Raw genomic sequence first — 17,148 nt, forward strand, 5'->3', positions numbered from 1 at the left:
TATTAACAGAAGGTGTTCTTTATGAAATTTTTTTACAATTTACTTCATTCCCTTCATAGCAATATTCGTATGGCTCACTCGTTCTCTACTCATACGAAAGAATATTTTGACGGAAGAAAAAATTTGCCTTATAGTCAAATTTGACTATAATATTCTTTATGGCATATAAGTGCACTTATGGAAAAGAAATTAACATCAACTATACATTTAAATTTTTTATCCACTGCACTCAAAATTTAATATAGTTTACTTATTTCTAAAGGAGGGTTATATTTGGAAACTCAACCATTAAAAAAAGAAGCCAACAAGACAAAATTTGTTGTTGCTGGTTTACTGCTTGGTATATTAATGGCCGCAATGGATAATACAATCGTTGCAACCGCAATGGCAACAATCGTTGGAGACCTGGGAGGATTTGATAAGTTTGTTTGGGTCACATCAGCTTATATGGTAGCAACAATGGCAGGGATGCCTATCTTCGGGAAACTTTCTGATATGTACGGGCGGAAACGTTTTTATATTGGTGGCCTCATTCTTTTCTTATTCGGTTCTGCGCTCTGCGGAACAGCTTCAAGCATTGAGCAATTAAGTATTTATAGAGCTATTCAAGGGATCGGTGGTGGTGCCCTTATGCCTATCGCCTTCACAATTATGTACGATATCTTCCCACCAGAAAAACGCGGGAAGATGACAGGACTATTCGGTGCTGTTTTCGGGACATCTAGTGTATTCGGTCCTTTATTAGGTGCTTATATTACAGACTATATAAGTTGGCATTGGGTCTTCTATATCAATATTCCATTAGGACTTATCTCCTTTTTCTTCATTACTAAATACTACAGTGAGTCTCTAGAATTTAGAAAACAAAAAATTGATTGGGCTGGTGCTATTACACTTGTCATAAGTATCGTTTGCTTAATGTTCGCATTAGAACTTGGTGGTAAGGAATATGCCTGGAATTCTACTGTAATTATTGGCTTATTTACAACAGTAGTTATTACGCTTATTATTTTCTTCTTTGTAGAACGAAAAGCAACCGAGCCTATTATTTCATTCCATCTATTTAAAAAACCTTTATTCGCAGCTAGTCAAGGAGTTGCCTTTTTCTATGGTGCCGCTTTCATTATCTGTACAGTTTATATTCCAATCTTCATTCAAGGCGTCCTTGGAGGTTCCGCCTCTAATGCTGGATTAATTTTAACACCAATGATGGTTGGTTCTGTAATTGGAAGTCAAACGGGAGGACAATTAGCTTCTCGAACAAGCTATCGTAACATTATGATGGTATCTGGTGTCTTCTTCGTTCTTGGTATTTATTTATTAAGTACTTTAACAATGGACACACCTCGTTTACTCGTAACACTATTTATGATTCTCGCTGGGCTTGGTGTTGGTTTCTCATTCTCAGTATTAAGTATGTCTTCTATTCACAAGTTGGAAATGCGGGACCGTGGTTCGGCGACATCAACAAACTCATTCTTCCGATCACTCGGTATGACTCTTGGTGTAACGATTTTTGGTACAATTCAAAATCATATTTTTACAGATAAACTAAACTCTGTATTCCCCCCTGAACTAGCAAAATTAGCTCCAAAAGGCGGAGACACAAGTTTCTTATTATCACCAGGCGCTACCGCAAAAATTCCTGCTGAAATATTAGCGGGTATTAAGGAAGCTCTCGCTACATCTATTGCGAACACATTCTTCTGGGCACTCATCCCGGCTGTACTAAGTATTATTTGTATTTTACTTATGGGAAATGAACGCCTCTTTACAGGCCCTAAAAAGAAAGAAAAACAAAAGCAAGTTAGTTAATATAAAAAAGAAGCGGCATATCCCTTTATGAAAAAGGATATGCCGTTTATAATATGTATAAAGTTTTTATATACAGGAGTTGAGACAGCATGAGCATGAAATTAGTCATTCTCGGCTTACTACTCGAAGGAGATAAACATCCATATGAAGTGCAGCATATTATGAAAGAACGACAAATGGATTGTTACATTAAATATGCTAAAGGATCACTTTATTACGCCTTCGAGCAATTAGAAAAGCAAGGGGCAATTCATATTACAAATGTAATTAGAGACACAAATCGACCTGACAAAACGATTTTTCATATAACAGAAGAAGGCAAAAAACTATTCCACACTTTACTATTAAAACAATTCGAAGCCAAAAACCAAATATATAAACCTATTTATTCAGCCTTATCTTTCGCTCACTTTAGCAATGATCACGAATTAGTTCCTATTTTAGAAAAAAAGAAAAACGATACTCTTCAATATTTACATACTATGCAAACGATATATGATTGTAATAAAGGAAAGGTTCCACGTGCACAACTATATATTTTGCAAAGTGTAATTGAGCATATTACAGTTGAATTACAATGGCTAAACACCCTCCTTAAAGATGCTATAGCAGGCCAACTTTCAGAAGTTGCTATAGATGAAGATTGAGCTATGAAAGAAGACATCCCTACTTCTTTCATAGCTCAATTTCTCTTTTCATACTGTAATATTATTAGTTACTCCAGAATATAAAAAGTCAGAATACTAAGAAATAAAAACTTTAGAATTTTCTTATTTTAAAACAGTAGACAAAATTCCAAAAATTATGTTAAAATTTGTTTCAATATCATATCGCTTGTTAAATTCCTTTCAAAAGGAAAATAGGTACACGAAAGTTTCGTTTCGTGTTTAAAAGGGAAGCTTGGTGAAACTCCAACACGGTCCCGCCACTGTAAATGCTGAGATTTCTTTTTGGTGCCACTGTGAAAACGGGAAGGTGAAAGAAATTATATGAAGCATAAGTCAGGAGACCTGCCTGTTTTAACAACACTGATAGATTCACGGATGATGATGAGGTGTTAAAACAAAAAGGAAGGCTTATTTTCTATGTCTTTGTACTTTTTGTTATAGGTATTTCCTAGTAAACGGAAATGCTTACTTTCAATTAGGGAGGAATTTAAAATGGCAATTCAAACAAGTAACTTAGGTTATCCACGTATCGGACTACAACGAGAGTGGAAAAAAACATTGGAAGCTTTTTGGTCCAATAAAATCGATGAAGAACAATTTTTAACAACAATGAAAGAAATTCGCCTTCAACACGTAAAAGTACAGCAAGAAAAAGGGATTGAACTCATTCCAATTGGCGACTTTACATATTATGATCACGTTTTGGATACTGCCTATATGCTAGGATTTATTCCATCACGTTTTTCTGAGTTTACATCTTACCTTGATGTATATTTCGCAATGGCGCGTGGCTCTAAGGATCACGTAGCTTCCGAAATGACAAAATGGTTTAACACAAACTATCACTATATCGTTCCTGAATATGAAGAGGGATTACAAATCTCTTTAAAAGATAATCGTCCACTTCGCTTATACGAAGAGGCAAAACAAGAATTAGGAGTAGATGGAAAGCCTGTTATTTTAGGACCATATACTTTCTTAAAATTAGCTAAAGGTTATACACAAGAACAATTTCCTACCATTTTAAAACAGTTAGTTGCACCTTACGTACAACTGCTTTCAGAACTACATGCAGCTGGTGCACCAGCCATTCAAGTTGATGAACCGATTTTCGCTTCTTTAACTAAAAAAGAAGTTCAACAAGCAAAAGAAATTTATGAAGCTATTCGTAAAGAAGTTCCAAATGCGACTCTTCTTTTACAAACATATTTTGATAGCGTAGAAGAAAACTATGAAGAAATTATTACATTCCCGGTATCCGGTATTGGATTAGATTTCATTCATGGTAAAGAAGGTAATCTAAATGCTATTTCAAAATATGGATTCCCAGCTGATAAAACTTTAGCTGTCGGTTGTATAGATGGCCGTAACATTTGGAGAGCTGACCTTGATGAAGTTCTTGAGTTATTTACAACGTTACAAAAACAAGTCCAAACGAAAGATATCATCGTTCAGCCTTCTTGTAGCTTATTGCATACACCAATCGATAAAACAGAAGAAACTCACTTATCGACTGAGCTGTTTGATGCGTTAGCATTTGCAAATCAAAAATTAGAAGAATTAGTTCTTATTCATTCCGCTCTCACTCAAGGTACAGAAAGCATTAGTAATGAGCTGGAAACATATCGAAACGTACATCATACAATTCGTTCATCTGCTGCACGTAACCGAGAAGATGTCAAAGCAGCACGAACAGCACTAAAAGAAGAAGATTTTTCACGTCCTCTTCCATTTGAAAAACGATACGAATTACAACAAGTTGCTCTAGAGTTACCGCTATTACCAACAACGACTATTGGTAGCTTCCCGCAAACAACTGAAGTTCGTCAAACGCGAAAAGAATGGCGTAACGGTGTTATTTCAAATGAACAATATGAACAATTTATTGAAAAAGAGACAGAAAAATGGATTCGTTACCAAGAAGAAATTGGGCTTGATGTCCTTGTACATGGTGAATTTGAAAGAACTGACATGGTCGAATATTTTGGTGAGCGCCTTGCTGGTTTCTCATTCACTAAAAACGGTTGGGTACAATCATACGGTTCCCGCTGCGTAAAACCACCTGTTATTTATGGTGATGTAGCCTTTATTAACGGCATGACTATTAAGGAAACAGTTTATGCGCAAAGCTTAACAGAGAAAGTTGTAAAAGGAATGTTAACCGGACCTGTTACAATTTTAAATTGGTCCTTCGTTCGAAATGATATTCCAAGAAAAGAAGTTTCGTATCAAATTGCACTAGCTCTTCGTCACGAAATTGAACTACTTGAATCTTCCGGAATTAGAGTAATCCAAGTCGATGAGCCCGCACTTCGTGAAGGAATGCCACTAAAAGAAAAAGATTGGGATGCTTATATTACATGGGCAGTACAATCCTTCCTTTTAGCAACTTCTTCTGTAGCAAATGAAACACAAATTCATACTCATATGTGTTACAGTAACTTCGAAGATATTGTTGACGCGATTCGCGCATTAGATGCAGATGTAATTTCTATCGAAACATCAAGAAGTCACGGAGAATTTATTGATACATTAAAACATACAACATATGAAAAAGGCATCGGCCTAGGTGTATATGATATTCATAGCCCACGTGTACCGAGTAAAGATGAAATGTATAAAATCGTAGAACAATCTTTAGAAGTATGTGATCCTAAATATTTCTGGATTAATCCTGATTGTGGTTTAAAAACGAGAAGAACAGAAGAAGTTATTCCAGCTTTAGAACATATGGTGCAAGCAGCGAAAGATGCTCGTTCCCTTTTAAAAACAAACGCATAACAAAAATGGGTTATCCTTTTCTCAGGATAACCCATTTTTTATTCTTTACTTTCAAAAAAGAATTCATATTGTATTTTATATAATTCATCATCCGTTGGCTCTTCAAGAGGAATTGCTTGTAATACAACTGTATACTCACCATTTGGAATAGGTATTTGAAATTTATTAGAAAGAATACTCGTTATAACGATACTTTCATTTTCAACTGTAAAAGGAACCGTAATCGTTCTAACTACTTCTTCTTTTTCAATATGTTTCCCTGGGGTCACTTTCACTTCACAAGTATAATCAGAAAGTGCTTCAAAAATAACAGTTCCATCTGCCTTAGCATAACCTCTTTCAAAATCTTCATCAGTCCAATCTACATAAGGCTGCTCACCGTCATAGTTCATCAACATTAATTGCGAATAAGAAATCGTTAACTCCATAGTTCCCCTTCTCCTTCATTATGAAATATACAACTACTACTTCACTTCAAATTTTACTCGCGTACCATCTGGGTATTTATCTAACTTATTCCCTACCCAAGAACCTGCTCCGCGGTTATCCGCCGGACTTATATATTCAATATGTGCTCCTTTTCCGCCTTCCTTGCACATCGCCATTGGCCATTCATCACGATCATACCCTTTTTTTGATGGATATGGTGCTAACGACAATTTCCTTCTATCTGCAGCACCACCACGATCGATTGTACAAACTTCTGAATGCCCTTCTTTTATAGCATCCGTAATATGTTTTCCTGTCTCTGGATAACGTTCTTTCGGAAATTCTAACACTTGATCATACGTATTCGTTTTCTTTACACTTGTTTCCTCTGGCACAAGTACTTCATAAACTGCTACTAAAATAGACAGAATTGCGATAATTGAAATGATAATACCTTTTAATTGCTTCATGTATACCTCCATGTTTCTACCAGTTTCTTTTCCTCCGTTATTATAACAAACTTCTCCTGTATATGTTTTCAGACATTATTTTAGTTATTCCTTGCCATTCCGCCAAAAATTTTCATTTTTTCACTAATGCTGTAGAAAACTAATAGCCTTCCGACATTCTTTTTCAAAGGAAGTCCTCATAAAAGATTGAAATGATATATACGATACTTTTTGGGGAGGAAATATGATGGAAGCTACCTATAAAACGAAAGATGTCACGAATAAAACAGGCATCCCAAAACATATAGTTCGCAAATATAGTCAACTGTTAGAAGAACATGGTTATATGATTTCCAAAACAGCTGATGCTCGTATTTATAAACTTGATGATTTAAAATTATTGAAATCTATACACGAAAGAGCTGCTACATTACAAGAAGATATTTCAGAAACGATACCGATTATTTTAAAAGAAAAAGAGGCCCCACCTGTACCAGTTATACAAGATAAGCAAGAGATACAAACGAAAGAAAAAGAAGATGGGCGTAACTTTGAGGAGTTCATGTTAAAACTTGAAATGCTAGCTCAATTAAATGAGGCAATTATTCATCAAAATTCTACTTTAATTACACAAAATCGTTTAAAGGATGAGAAACTAGACGAATTGATGCAACAAGTTTATGTAAAAGAAGGCTCTCAAGAAAAAATGCTTCAAGAGTTAGTCGATCACGCCGCTCAAACAGATGCACTGCAAAAAGAAAAGATGGACTTATTAATGAATCATATGTATAAACGAGAATCCAAACAGGAAGAAAAAATGAATAAACTTGTTAGTCAAATTTATAATAAAGACAGTAACCGTGATGCACAGCTTATGCAAGTTATTCGAGAAATTCAAGAAACAAAAAGAATGGTTGCTGCCTCAAAAGAGCAAAGCTTCTTTCAATCATTTAAAAGTTTATTTAGCCGAGCAAAACAAGAAAAAACAAATGAATAAACAATATAAAATAAAAAGTTACCTTTCATCGGTAACTTTTATTCCTTATTTTGTACAGCTGGTAATATAATAATTGCTTCAGTGCCTTTTCCACTTTCACTCTTATATTCCAATGTACCATTATGCGCTTGTAAAATACTAAATGTTACCATAAGTCCTAATCCTGTCCCTTTTTCTTTTAAAGAATAATATGGTTGCCCAAGCCTTGCTAACTGTTCATTCGTCATACCAACACCACTATCTTTAACTCTTATTATGATTGTTTCGTCTTTTTGAATAGCTGTTACTTTTAAATATCCTTTATTTCCTTGAATTGCTTCAATACCATTTTTAACAACATTCATAATAGCTTGCTTCAATTTTGTCTTATCACCAATCGTATAAAGACTTTCTGAAATTTCAACTTGTAAATATACACCTTGCATCGCTGCAAATGACGACATGAGAGTGGTCATTTCTATTAATTGGGCTGATAAACAAATGTGTTCTTTTTTCTCAATTTGCGGCCTTGCTAAATTTAAGTAATCTGAAATAATTTGTTCCGCCCGATCCAATTCAGCTAATACGAGACGCATATAATCCTTATTCTTCACATCTTCCGTACTTTCTAGCAATTGGATAAATCCACGAACAACAGTTAGTGGATTTCGAACTTCATGTGCCACACTTGCTGCTAACTCACTTACAATATTAAGCTTTTCTGATTTTTGCATCTCTGTACGTAGCAATGCATTTTCATTTAAATATTCAGTTAAATACACCTGAAATACCATTGTCATGACCATGATAAGCGAGGCAAATATAAATCCGCTATATATTTGCGAAATATACGGTGTAAATCCTGTTTCCAAAAGAACATTAATCATGCCTAATACTAAAGAAACAAGCACATAAAATGATGAAATCATAAATGCTAAAATTAATTTCTTATCCCTTGAAAAAAGAGACCATTTCTTTGATAAAAATAGCGGAACTATCAATAAAAATATTACTTCTAAAACTGGAAGAAAGCTCATTCCCTTTAGTAACCATTCATATGCAACAAAAATAACCGCTGGGATTAAACCAACAATCCCACCATATAAAAAACCACTGACAATTGGAATGGGGTGAAAGTTATACCCACACACATTGCCAAAACAAATAGAGTATGTCATGGAGAGAACGAGCGTAACGCTAGATAAAAACATAATAAAGTAACGATTTGGCTTCGGAGGCATTTCTTGATAGCGATTTAAACGAATCGCTTCATATAAAAATAGTGGCAAAATTATGATGGCAATTTGAATCAATAAATCACGGATAAGCTCCATAACCTCTCATCCCCTATATGTATTTTGATATGATTATATCATTTTATAGGTGTATTTGTTTTAAAATTTTGATTTTTCTTAACATATTTGTTAATTCTTTGTTAACAACTCATAATAATTGTTACAGATTTTCGAAATGATTGTAAACCCTGTACCAAATTTCCTTCGTGCAGTATACAATGAATACGGATTACAAAGAAAATATAAAAATACTTTTTTAGACGGACAACTATAGCAAAATACAGCATATAATCCATACTATCTATGTTTACAAATAAGTGATCATTACTTTAGTAGGAGGAAGATAAATATGGCGGGTACTACGCTTGTTTTAAAAGAAGAAAATTTGGTTGTTCTAGAAAATGTTGAAAAATCAGTATATGAAGAGTTACAGCATAAAGCGGGAGATGAAAACTGCACATGTGCTGTGAACCAATCAGTCGTTCACCTTGGCAAGGTATCCTCTGTACTCTGGAATGAAGATGAAATAGATTGGGAATACGGATATTAAAAAGTCGCTTATAGCGGCTTTTTTTCTCTTTTCTCTCTCTTTCTAAATAACATATACAAAGCGTAATCATAGAAAATATGATAAAATGAACTTAATTTTCAAACGGAAGAAAGGGAGATACAATGGAACAATTCATTAACCCTAGAGTGAAGGACATCCAAATTTCTGGAATCCGTCAATTCTCTAACATGATTCAAAACTACGATAATTTGATTTCTTTAACAATTGGACAACCCGATTTCCCTACACCTTCTCTCGTAAAAGAAGCGGCAAAACGGGCGATTACAGAAAACTATACAAGCTATACACATAACGCTGGTTTACTAGAATTACGTAAGGCAGCTTGTAACTTTGTAAAAGATAACTACGATTTACATTACTCACCTGAAAACGAAACCATCGTTACAATCGGTGCTAGCGAAGCAATTGATGTTGCATTCCGAACGATTTTAGAGCCAGGAACAGAAGTAATTTTACCTGCTCCTATTTATCCAGGGTACGAACCCATTATTCGATTATGCGGTGCAACGCCTGTTTTTGTAGATGTTCGTGAAACTGGATTTCGTTTAACAGCTGAAGCGCTTAAAAATGCTATTACAGAAAAAACAAGATGTATCGTACTACCGTATCCTTCTAATCCAACTGGTGTAACTTTATCAACAGAAGAGCTAAAAGATATTGTAGATGTTTTAAAAGATAAAAATATTTTCGTCCTTTCAGATGAAATTTATAGCGAGCTTGTATATGAACAAAAGCATACATCTATCGCTCATTTCCCAGAAATGCGTGAAAAGACAATTGTCATTAACGGTTTATCTAAATCACATTCTATGACTGGCTGGCGTGTTGGACTTTTATTTGCACCAAGCTATTTAGCAGGACACATATTAAAAGTTCATCAATACAATGTAACGTGTGCTACTTCAATCGCTCAATACGCTGCAATTGAAGCATTAACAGCAGCTAAAGACGCACCAAAAATGATGCGCCACCAATATAAAAAACGCCGTGATTACGTATATAATAGACTCACTCAAATGGGATTAACAGTTGAAAAGCCAACAGGTGCATTTTACTTATTCCCATATGTTGGTCATTTGACATCTTCATCATTTGATTTTGCACTTGATCTTGTCAAAGAAGCGGGACTAGCTGTAGTTCCTGGGACAGCATTCTCTGAATACGGTGAAGGCTACCTTCGCTTGTCCTATGCGTATAGTATCGAAACTTTAAAAGAAGGCTGCGACCGATTAGAAGCCTTTCTAATGAAAAAAGCTAAGAGTTAAACTCTTAGCTTTTTTATGCATAATGATCACAAGTTTGACGTTTTAGTAATTTATGAGGAATAATGATACACTTTGCAGTGGATTCTGCATTCTCTACTTTATCAACTAAAGCTTTTGCCGCCTCATATCCTAGCTGATAAATATTCACATCAACTGTCGAAAGTGGAGGGCTCGCAATTTCCGATAATAAAGCATTATTAAAGCTTACAATAGAAACATCTTTCGGTACAACAAATCCTTTTTTAGAAAGAGCACTTAACACACCAAGTCCAATTAAGTCATCCGTTGCCATAATTGCCGTTGGCGGTTGCTGCAGTCCCATTAATTCCTCAACAGCTTGTTGACCACTTTCCCTCGAAAAATCAAAATGTAAAATATATTCTTTTGGTAATACAATGTCTGCTAATTTCAAGGCATCACTCATACCAGCTAAACGATCTCTCGTTACAAGTAAATCTGATCCACCACCAATGAACGCGATTTGTTTATGCCCTAATGAAATTAAATATTCTGCCACTTCTCTTGCAGCTGTATAATTGTCATTATCTACATATGTAATTTCATCTTTTCGATCATATGGTTTTCCTATTAAAACAAACGGGAAATTTTGTTCATGTAAATATTGAATAATCCGATCATTCTCCCTTGAATATAAAAGAATAATGCCACCAATTTGGCGTCCTTGTACCATCTTTACGACACCATTAAAAATTTCTTCTTCCGTTTCACCTGTCGACATGTAAAGCGCATAACCTTCTACGTGTGCAAATGAACTAATCCCTCTTATAACTTCTGGGAAAAATGGATTTTGAAAAGCTTTACTTGCAGAACTTGGCATAACAAGACCAAGTGTTTTCGTCGTTTGGTTCGCAAGATTTCTCGCATTTAAATTGGGATGATACCCTAATTCACTCATCACTTTCCTAACACGGCGCTTTGTCTTTTCACTTATACTTGGATTATCAGCAATTACACGAGAAACTGTTGATGGTGCAACATTCGCTTGCTTCGCCACATCTTTAATTGTAACTGTCATAAAAATCCCCCTCCTCTCATTTCTCTGCCATTTTTCATATATTTTATCTCGCACTCATTGCAAGTCATAAACTTTCATTTCTTATATCTTGCAAAACTAATCCTATTCTCCCTCTTCATGTATTGTAAGGGATATAGCTATTTTTTCCTATACTATAATATACTATTTATTTCACTTCTTTTCACATGTGATGTCAAATCTCTTTTCATCTCCCTATAAACTTATTTATAGGGAGATGAAAAGAAAAATGGGACGTAATGTCCCATTTTTCATCCTTTTGTACCTCCAGCTGTTAAACCAGAAATAAAGTATTTTTGTAGTGATAGGAATAAAATTGAAATTGGGATCGCAATTAACACAGAACCCGCTGCAAACGTTGTAAATTCATTACCGAATTTCTTCGCAACCATTTCATATAATCCAACTGCTAAAGTATAATTTTCTGGTGTTCGCAAAATAATACTCGCTAAAATGAAATCTGTAAATGGACCAATGAAAGTAAATAACGCTACAACCGCTACGATTGGCTTTGCAAGTGGCATAATGATTTGCCAAAAAATACGAAAATGCCCTGCTCCATCCATTCGAGCTGATTCATCTAGTTCTTTCGGAATCGTATCAAAATACCCTTTCATAAGCCATGTATTCATCGGAATAGCCCCGCCTACATAAATTAAAATTAATGCAAGGTGTGTATCAATTAATCCTGTTAATTGAGCTAATACGTATAAAGCAATTAACGCTGCAAAGTTTGGAATCATTTGCAGAATTAAAAATGTTAATAAACCATTTTTTCTTCCAACAAAACGATATCTCGAAAATGCATAAGCAGTAAAGCTAATTGCTAACACTGAGAAAATCATCGTTAAAACACTTACTTTTAATGTGTTTTTATACCATAGTAAGTAATTACTATTCTCTAGATCTAATAACTTACGATAATGATCTAACGTTGCATTTTGTGGAATAATACTTGATCCAGATAAACTATCACCCGGATTAAACGATGAGCCAATAATCCATAATAACGGATAGAAAATGATGGCACACATTACGAAAATAACTAAATAACTTAATGAGAGACGTAACATCTTCTGTCTTTTAATATTCATTTACATCATATCCTCTTCTTGGAATGATTTTGTTCTCTTAAATTGCCATAACGCAACTGTAATAACGATTAACGATAATATCATTGTAAGAGCTGCTGCTTTTCCGTACTGCGCTGAAGTCATCGTTAACTTATAAATCCATGAAATTAAAATATCCGTTCCACCTGCGTCTTGTCCAGCTACAGCAGGACCTCCACCGTTAAATAGATAGATGATACTAAAGTTATTAAAGTTAAACGTATATTGCGTAATTAATATTGGTGCTGTTGCATATAACACAAGTGGCAATGTAATTTTACGAAACTGTTGCCAAGCTGTCGCTCCATCTACTGTAGCCGCTTCATATAATTCTCCCGGAATCGATTGCAGTATACCCGTTGTCATCGCAAAGATAAACGGGAACCCAAGCCACGTTTGAATCATAATTAAAGCAATCTTCGCCCAAAATGGATCTGTCATCCAAGCAATTTTTTCAATTCCGAATAAAGCTAATACTTGATTGTTAATCGCTCCGAATGTTTCATTAAACATACCAGAGAAAACAAGAATAGATACGAATGCTGGAACCGCCCACGGTAAAATGAAGATTGTTCGAATAATTGCCTTTCCTTTAATACCGGGCTGATTTACGATAATCGCTAAGAAAATACCAAGCGCAACTTGTAATGTTGTTGCAACGAATGTCCAAATGACAGTCCAAGAGAATACACTTACAAATGTCTCTCTCCACATCGGTAAAGTGAAAATATCAATAAAGTTTTTAAAGCCCACCCAATCTACTAATTTTGCTGGAGGAGAATGATATAAATCATAGTTTGTAAATCCAATTAAAATTACGAAGATGATTGGAAATACGACAACAAAGATAAGTAGTAGAAAACCTGGTGAAACCATTAAATAAGGAAAACCTTGATCTAACAAATTACGGTATTGCTCTTTTACAGAATTTAACGGTGTTCCGATATCACGTTTCTTTCCATTTTGGTATGCATCGTATAAGTTAAATGCATATATGCCGAGCCCAAAAGCGATAACGATAAGGGCCAAGATTCCTTCTACTAATAGAAAGACAGAATGGTCACGTGGAACTTCTGTACCAAGCGTTACAATACCCCATAATCCCATATTTAATAAATCAGCAAAGGCTACAATAAATGAACCTGTTAATACTAGAAAAATAAGACCTTTTACAAATTGTTTATTATACATTTGGCCCACGCCTGGAATGATTGATAACATGGTTGCCATTTTTCTATGCTTTGAATGGTTTAACCCATTTGCTGGTTCCATAGATGTTTGCATGTTCCTTCCCCCTTTTTTCTTCCTACATGGAAGGGAGAGAATTCGTGCCTCTCATATTCGAGGCACGAATTTCACCTTATTTTTTCTTGTTATGATTTGCCTCAATATTACCTTTAATTTGTTTCACTGCACTATCAAGCGCCGCTTTTGGTGCCTCTTTATCTGTAACAACTAATTGAAGCGCATCTCCAGCTGGTTTCCAAACTTCTTGCATTTCTGGAATGTTTGGCATTGGAATTCCATTTTCAGATTGCGTTGCAACTGCTTTTGCAGCTTCGTTATCTTTAATAATTGGATCTTCCATTACTGATTTTACTGGAGGAATTTCTTTTGTTTTCTCAAATCGAATTTTTGCGTTTTCTTCATTTGTTACCCACTCAGTGAATTTTGTAGCTAAATCATTTTGTTTAGAGAAACTTGTTACATGCCATCCTTTAACCCCAACAAACGTTTTCATTGGTTGACCATTTGGTAATTTCGGCATTGGAGCAACGCCATAATCAATCCCGTTCTTTTCCATTGCTTGGAACGCCCATGGGCCATTCATGATAGAAGCTGCTTTTCCTTCATTGAATAGTCCATCAGCAGCAGGCCCACCTGATTCACCGATAATACCTTTTGGGAATAATTTTTCCTTGTACCATTTTTGAAGATATTCAGCACCTTGTACTGCTCCGCTATTATTTAATCCAACATCACTTGCATTTGGCTTTCCATCTTTTTCACCAAATACATAACCGCCCATACCTGCCATGAATGCATTAGCAAAGTAGAAGTTATCTCCTAATGCTAAAAATCCGTACTTGCCATCTTTCGTAAATTCTTTTGAGAAGTTAAACAGCTCGTCCATCGTTTCTGGCGCTTTTGGCATTAGTTTTTTATTGTAAATAAAGACTGGTGTCTCAATTGCTTTTGGTAAACCATATAATTTTCCATTATATGTCTGTGCTTCTATTGATGAATTAGTAAATTTACTCTTTACAGCATCATCTGCTTTCACTTCAGAAAGTAAACCTTCTGTTACTGCATTTCCGATTTGATCGTGTGGCAATGTTACAACATCTGGTCCAGTCCCCGCTGGTCCATCAAGGCGTAACTTCTTCACTTGATCTGTCATTTGCATTTCAACAACTTTTACTTTTACTTTATATTTTTCCTCAAAGCTTTTCACTGCTGGTTCTAAACCAACACCTTTTTTATCATCTTCCCAAACAAGAAGATCATAGTCTTTTTTCGCTTTACTTTCCTCTTTTTTCCCTGAATCTTTCGGTCCACATGCAGATAACATACCAATAGATAATGCTGAGACCGTTAATAATGATAATGCTTTCTTCATCCCAAAAACCTCCCTAAATTGTCTATGTACCTCAGTAACTGAAAACGTTTGCATTTAATAGTTTAATTGAAGCGCAAACAATATCTCAATCTATGAAAACGTTTGCGCTATTTGTCTATCATTATACATTCTTTTATTCATTTTGCAAATATTAATTTAAAAATTATGTCATTATACTCTTTATACATTGACTTTATATGAAATGAATACTACTCTTATAAGCAATATTAAAGCTACGAAAAAGGCAATCGTTTGCAATATAGGCTTTATTATTACACTTAAGGGAATACTATGTATAGAGATATTGAAGGGGGATTTTCTATATGTTTAAAGAAGCTATTTATCATAGGCCGAAAGATAATTATGCATACGCTTATGATGAACAAACAATTCACATCCGAGTACGTACTAAGAGAGATGATATTCAAAGCGCCGATCTTATTTACGGTGATCCTTACGAATGGAAAGACGGGAAATGGATATCAGCAAGTACACCCATGAAAAAAACGGGTTCTACTGCATTATTTGATTATTGGTCCATTTCAATCGAACCAAAATTTAAGCGCTTACGTTATGGGTTTGAATTAAAATCTGAAACAGACACTCTTATTTATGCAGAGCGAGGATTCTTTTCTAGCATTCCAAATGATGATGTTGGTAACTTTTTCTGTTTTCCATTTATTCATGCAGATGATGTATTCAAAGCACCATCTTGGATTAAAGACACCATTTGGTATCAGATTTTCCCTGAGCGATTCGCTAATGGCGATAGTACGCTGAATCCAGAAAACACCCTTCCTTGGGGAAGTGCGAATCCAACTCCAACTAATTTTTTCGGCGGAGATTTTTCTGGTGTTATTCAAAACCTTGATTACCTTGTTAAGCTTGGCATTTCCGGAATATATTTCACACCTATTTTCAAAGCTCATTCAAACCATAAATATGACACAATTGACTATATGGAAATTGACCCACAATTTGGGACGAAAGAAACTTTTAAAGAGCTCGTTGAAGAATGTCATAAGCACGGTATAAAAGTAATGCTCGATGCTGTGTTTAATCATAGTGGATACTTTTTCGAGAAATTTCAAGACGTACTAGAGAATGGTGAGAAGTCCGTATATAAAGAGTGGTTCCACATTCATGAATTTCCGATTATAACCGAACCACTTCCAAATTATGATACTTTCGCCTTTACACCGTATATGCCTAAATTAAATACAGCTCATCCAGATGTAAAAGAATACTTACTTGAAGTAGGACGTTATTGGGTACGAGAATTCAATATAGATGGCTGGCGCCTTGATGTCGCCAATGAAGTCGATCACAACTTTTGGAGAGAATTCCGAACTGAAATAAAGACACTAAATCCTGAAGTATATATTTTGGGAGAAATTTGGCACGATGCCCTTCCGTGGCTACAAGGCGATCAATTTGATGCTGTCATGAGCTATCCTGTTACAAACGCTCTACTTTCTTACTTTGCTAACGATTCCATTAAAGCAAGTGAATTCATGAAGCAAATTACAGAATCTCTACATTCCTACTCTATGAATGTAAATGAAGCAGCATTTCATTTATTAGATAGCCATGATACTCCAAGAATTTTAACAACATGCAACGGAGATAAAAATAAGTTGAAATTGCTCTATGTATTCCATCTTTCTTTCATCGGCTCTCCTTGTATTTATTACGGAGATGAAATTGGTATGGATGGCGGCATGGACCCTGATTGCCGTAAATGTATGATTTGGGATACTAAAGAACAAGATCATGCATTATTTACCCATATACAAACATTGATTTTATTACGGAAACAACATAAAGCATTTGGAGGACATGGTACTTTTCAATTCATCGAAGCAAATGATGAACATAATTATATTTCTTATACGAAAACATATGAGGATGAAACTATCTTTTTCGTTTTAAACCCTACTAATAGTGAAGTTACAGTTTCACTCCCTCTTCATGTTACTGGTAAGAAAATAATTAACATTTATACAAACGAAGAATTTTCAGCAGAAGCAAGTGTATTACAAGTTACACTTCCTCCATATGGATTCTCCATATTAAAATGGTAATCCAAAAAAGCCTTATGCCAAGTTTGAAG

The 17,148-nt window shown here is 35.0% G+C and carries 14 protein-coding genes and 1 riboswitch; of the genes, 7 read left to right on the top strand and 7 right to left on the bottom strand.

Annotation, left to right across the window (positions count from 1 at the left end; all coding sequences use genetic code 11):
* The first annotated feature begins 273 nt into the window (after positions 1-273).
* From GD442_RS19270 to metE, 3 genes are all read left to right on the top strand, one after another.
* On the top strand, positions 274-1,815 hold the full coding sequence (locus GD442_RS19270; RefSeq protein WP_000449912.1) for an MDR family MFS transporter: 1,542 nt from the start codon (positions 274-276) through the stop codon (positions 1,813-1,815).
* Positions 1,816-1,904: 89 nt separating this feature from the next.
* The gene (locus GD442_RS19275; RefSeq protein WP_000062061.1) at positions 1,905-2,462 is read left to right on the top strand and encodes a PadR family transcriptional regulator; all 558 of its coding nucleotides are present in this window, start codon (positions 1,905-1,907) and stop codon (positions 2,460-2,462) included.
* A gap of 197 nt (positions 2,463-2,659) precedes the next feature.
* A riboswitch (cobalamin riboswitch) is annotated at positions 2,660-2,847 on the top strand.
* A 128-nt stretch (positions 2,848-2,975) separates the two neighbouring features.
* Positions 2,976-5,264 (top strand): 5-methyltetrahydropteroyltriglutamate--homocysteine S-methyltransferase, encoded by a 2,289-nt coding sequence (gene metE / locus GD442_RS19280; protein WP_001007608.1) that lies wholly within the window; start codon positions 2,976-2,978, stop codon positions 5,262-5,264.
* Between the two features lie 38 nt (positions 5,265-5,302).
* On the opposite strand, the gene comJ is transcribed toward metE, so the two are convergent.
* Positions 5,303-5,692 (bottom strand): competence protein ComJ, encoded by a 390-nt coding sequence (comJ, locus tag GD442_RS19285; RefSeq protein WP_000424030.1) that lies wholly within the window; start codon positions 5,690-5,692, stop codon positions 5,303-5,305.
* A gap of 36 nt (positions 5,693-5,728) precedes the next feature.
* The gene (gene nucA, locus GD442_RS19290) at positions 5,729-6,163 is read right to left on the bottom strand and encodes a DNA-entry nuclease (RefSeq protein WP_000811494.1); all 435 of its coding nucleotides are present in this window, start codon (positions 6,161-6,163) and stop codon (positions 5,729-5,731) included.
* A 226-nt stretch (positions 6,164-6,389) separates the two neighbouring features.
* On the opposite strand from nucA, the gene GD442_RS19295 reads away from it, so the two are divergent.
* Positions 6,390-7,139 carry a DUF3967 domain-containing protein gene (locus tag GD442_RS19295; RefSeq protein ID WP_000388471.1) on the top strand — a complete coding sequence of 250 codons (750 nt, stop codon included), beginning with the start codon at positions 6,390-6,392 and terminating at the stop codon, positions 7,137-7,139.
* Between the two features lie 38 nt (positions 7,140-7,177).
* Here the strand turns inward: GD442_RS19295 and kinB are convergent, their stop codons facing one another.
* Positions 7,178-8,452 (bottom strand): sporulation sensor histidine kinase KinB, encoded by a 1,275-nt coding sequence (gene kinB / locus GD442_RS19300; RefSeq protein ID WP_000420370.1) that lies wholly within the window; start codon positions 8,450-8,452, stop codon positions 7,178-7,180.
* A gap of 310 nt (positions 8,453-8,762) precedes the next feature.
* On the opposite strand from kinB, the gene GD442_RS19305 reads away from it, so the two are divergent.
* Together GD442_RS19305 and GD442_RS19310 are read left to right on the top strand one after the other, a co-directional pair.
* Positions 8,763-8,963, top strand: a complete 201-nt coding sequence (locus tag GD442_RS19305) for a hypothetical protein (protein WP_000929278.1) — start codon at positions 8,763-8,765, stop codon at positions 8,961-8,963.
* Between the two features lie 122 nt (positions 8,964-9,085).
* The gene (locus GD442_RS19310; RefSeq protein ID WP_000434582.1) at positions 9,086-10,249 is read left to right on the top strand and encodes an aminotransferase A; all 1,164 of its coding nucleotides are present in this window, start codon (positions 9,086-9,088) and stop codon (positions 10,247-10,249) included.
* A 13-nt stretch (positions 10,250-10,262) separates the two neighbouring features.
* Here the strand turns inward: GD442_RS19310 and malR are convergent, their stop codons facing one another.
* From malR to GD442_RS19330, 4 genes are all read right to left on the bottom strand, one after another.
* A complete protein-coding gene (malR, locus tag GD442_RS19315) occupies positions 10,263-11,285 on the bottom strand; it encodes a maltose operon transcriptional repressor MalR (protein ID WP_000219053.1) in 1,023 nt (340 codons plus the stop codon).
* 269 nt (positions 11,286-11,554) lie between these two features.
* The gene (gene malD, locus GD442_RS19320; RefSeq protein ID WP_001022608.1) at positions 11,555-12,397 is read right to left on the bottom strand and encodes a maltosaccharide ABC transporter permease MalD; all 843 of its coding nucleotides are present in this window, start codon (positions 12,395-12,397) and stop codon (positions 11,555-11,557) included.
* Positions 12,398-13,699 carry a maltosaccharide ABC transporter permease MalC gene (gene malC, locus GD442_RS19325; RefSeq protein WP_001194993.1) on the bottom strand — a complete coding sequence of 434 codons (1,302 nt, stop codon included), beginning with the start codon at positions 13,697-13,699 and terminating at the stop codon, positions 12,398-12,400.
* Positions 13,700-13,775: 76 nt separating this feature from the next.
* Positions 13,776-15,035, bottom strand: coding sequence for an extracellular solute-binding protein (locus GD442_RS19330; protein WP_000709923.1), 1,260 nt, complete (start codon positions 15,033-15,035; stop codon positions 13,776-13,778).
* 323 nt (positions 15,036-15,358) lie between these two features.
* Here GD442_RS19330 and GD442_RS19335 point away from each other — a divergent pair, with 323 nt between their 5' ends.
* A complete protein-coding gene (locus GD442_RS19335; protein WP_000471783.1) occupies positions 15,359-17,119 on the top strand; it encodes an alpha-glycosidase in 1,761 nt (586 codons plus the stop codon).
* Positions 17,120-17,148 lie beyond the last annotated feature (29 nt).

Source organism: Bacillus sp. A260, assembly GCF_009861435.1.
GTDB classification, from domain to species: domain Bacteria; phylum Bacillota; class Bacilli; order Bacillales; family Bacillaceae_G; genus Bacillus_A; species Bacillus_A cereus.

Bases quoted from the DNA above. Each gene is read 5' to 3' on its own strand.
- GD442_RS19275 (WP_000062061.1), top strand. From the start codon at position 1,905: ATGAGCATGAAATTAGTCATTCTCGGCTTACTACTCGAAGGAGATAAA.
- malC (WP_001194993.1), bottom strand. From the start codon at position 13,699: ATGCAAACATCTATGGAACCAGCAAATGGGTTAAACCATTCAAAGCAT.
- kinB (WP_000420370.1), bottom strand. From the start codon at position 8,452: ATGGAGCTTATCCGTGATTTATTGATTCAAATTGCCATCATAATTTTG.
- malD (WP_001022608.1), bottom strand. From the start codon at position 12,397: ATGAATATTAAAAGACAGAAGATGTTACGTCTCTCATTAAGTTATTTA.
- GD442_RS19335 (WP_000471783.1), top strand. From the start codon at position 15,359: ATGTTTAAAGAAGCTATTTATCATAGGCCGAAAGATAATTATGCATAC.
- metE (WP_001007608.1), top strand. From the start codon at position 2,976: ATGGCAATTCAAACAAGTAACTTAGGTTATCCACGTATCGGACTACAA.
- comJ (WP_000424030.1), bottom strand. From the start codon at position 5,692: ATGGAGTTAACGATTTCTTATTCGCAATTAATGTTGATGAACTATGAC.
- malR (WP_000219053.1), bottom strand. From the start codon at position 11,285: ATGACAGTTACAATTAAAGATGTGGCGAAGCAAGCGAATGTTGCACCA.
- nucA (WP_000811494.1), bottom strand. From the start codon at position 6,163: ATGAAGCAATTAAAAGGTATTATCATTTCAATTATCGCAATTCTGTCT.
- GD442_RS19305 (WP_000929278.1), top strand. From the start codon at position 8,763: ATGGCGGGTACTACGCTTGTTTTAAAAGAAGAAAATTTGGTTGTTCTA.
- GD442_RS19295 (WP_000388471.1), top strand. From the start codon at position 6,390: ATGGAAGCTACCTATAAAACGAAAGATGTCACGAATAAAACAGGCATC.
- GD442_RS19310 (WP_000434582.1), top strand. From the start codon at position 9,086: ATGGAACAATTCATTAACCCTAGAGTGAAGGACATCCAAATTTCTGGA.
- GD442_RS19330 (WP_000709923.1), bottom strand. From the start codon at position 15,035: ATGAAGAAAGCATTATCATTATTAACGGTCTCAGCATTATCTATTGGT.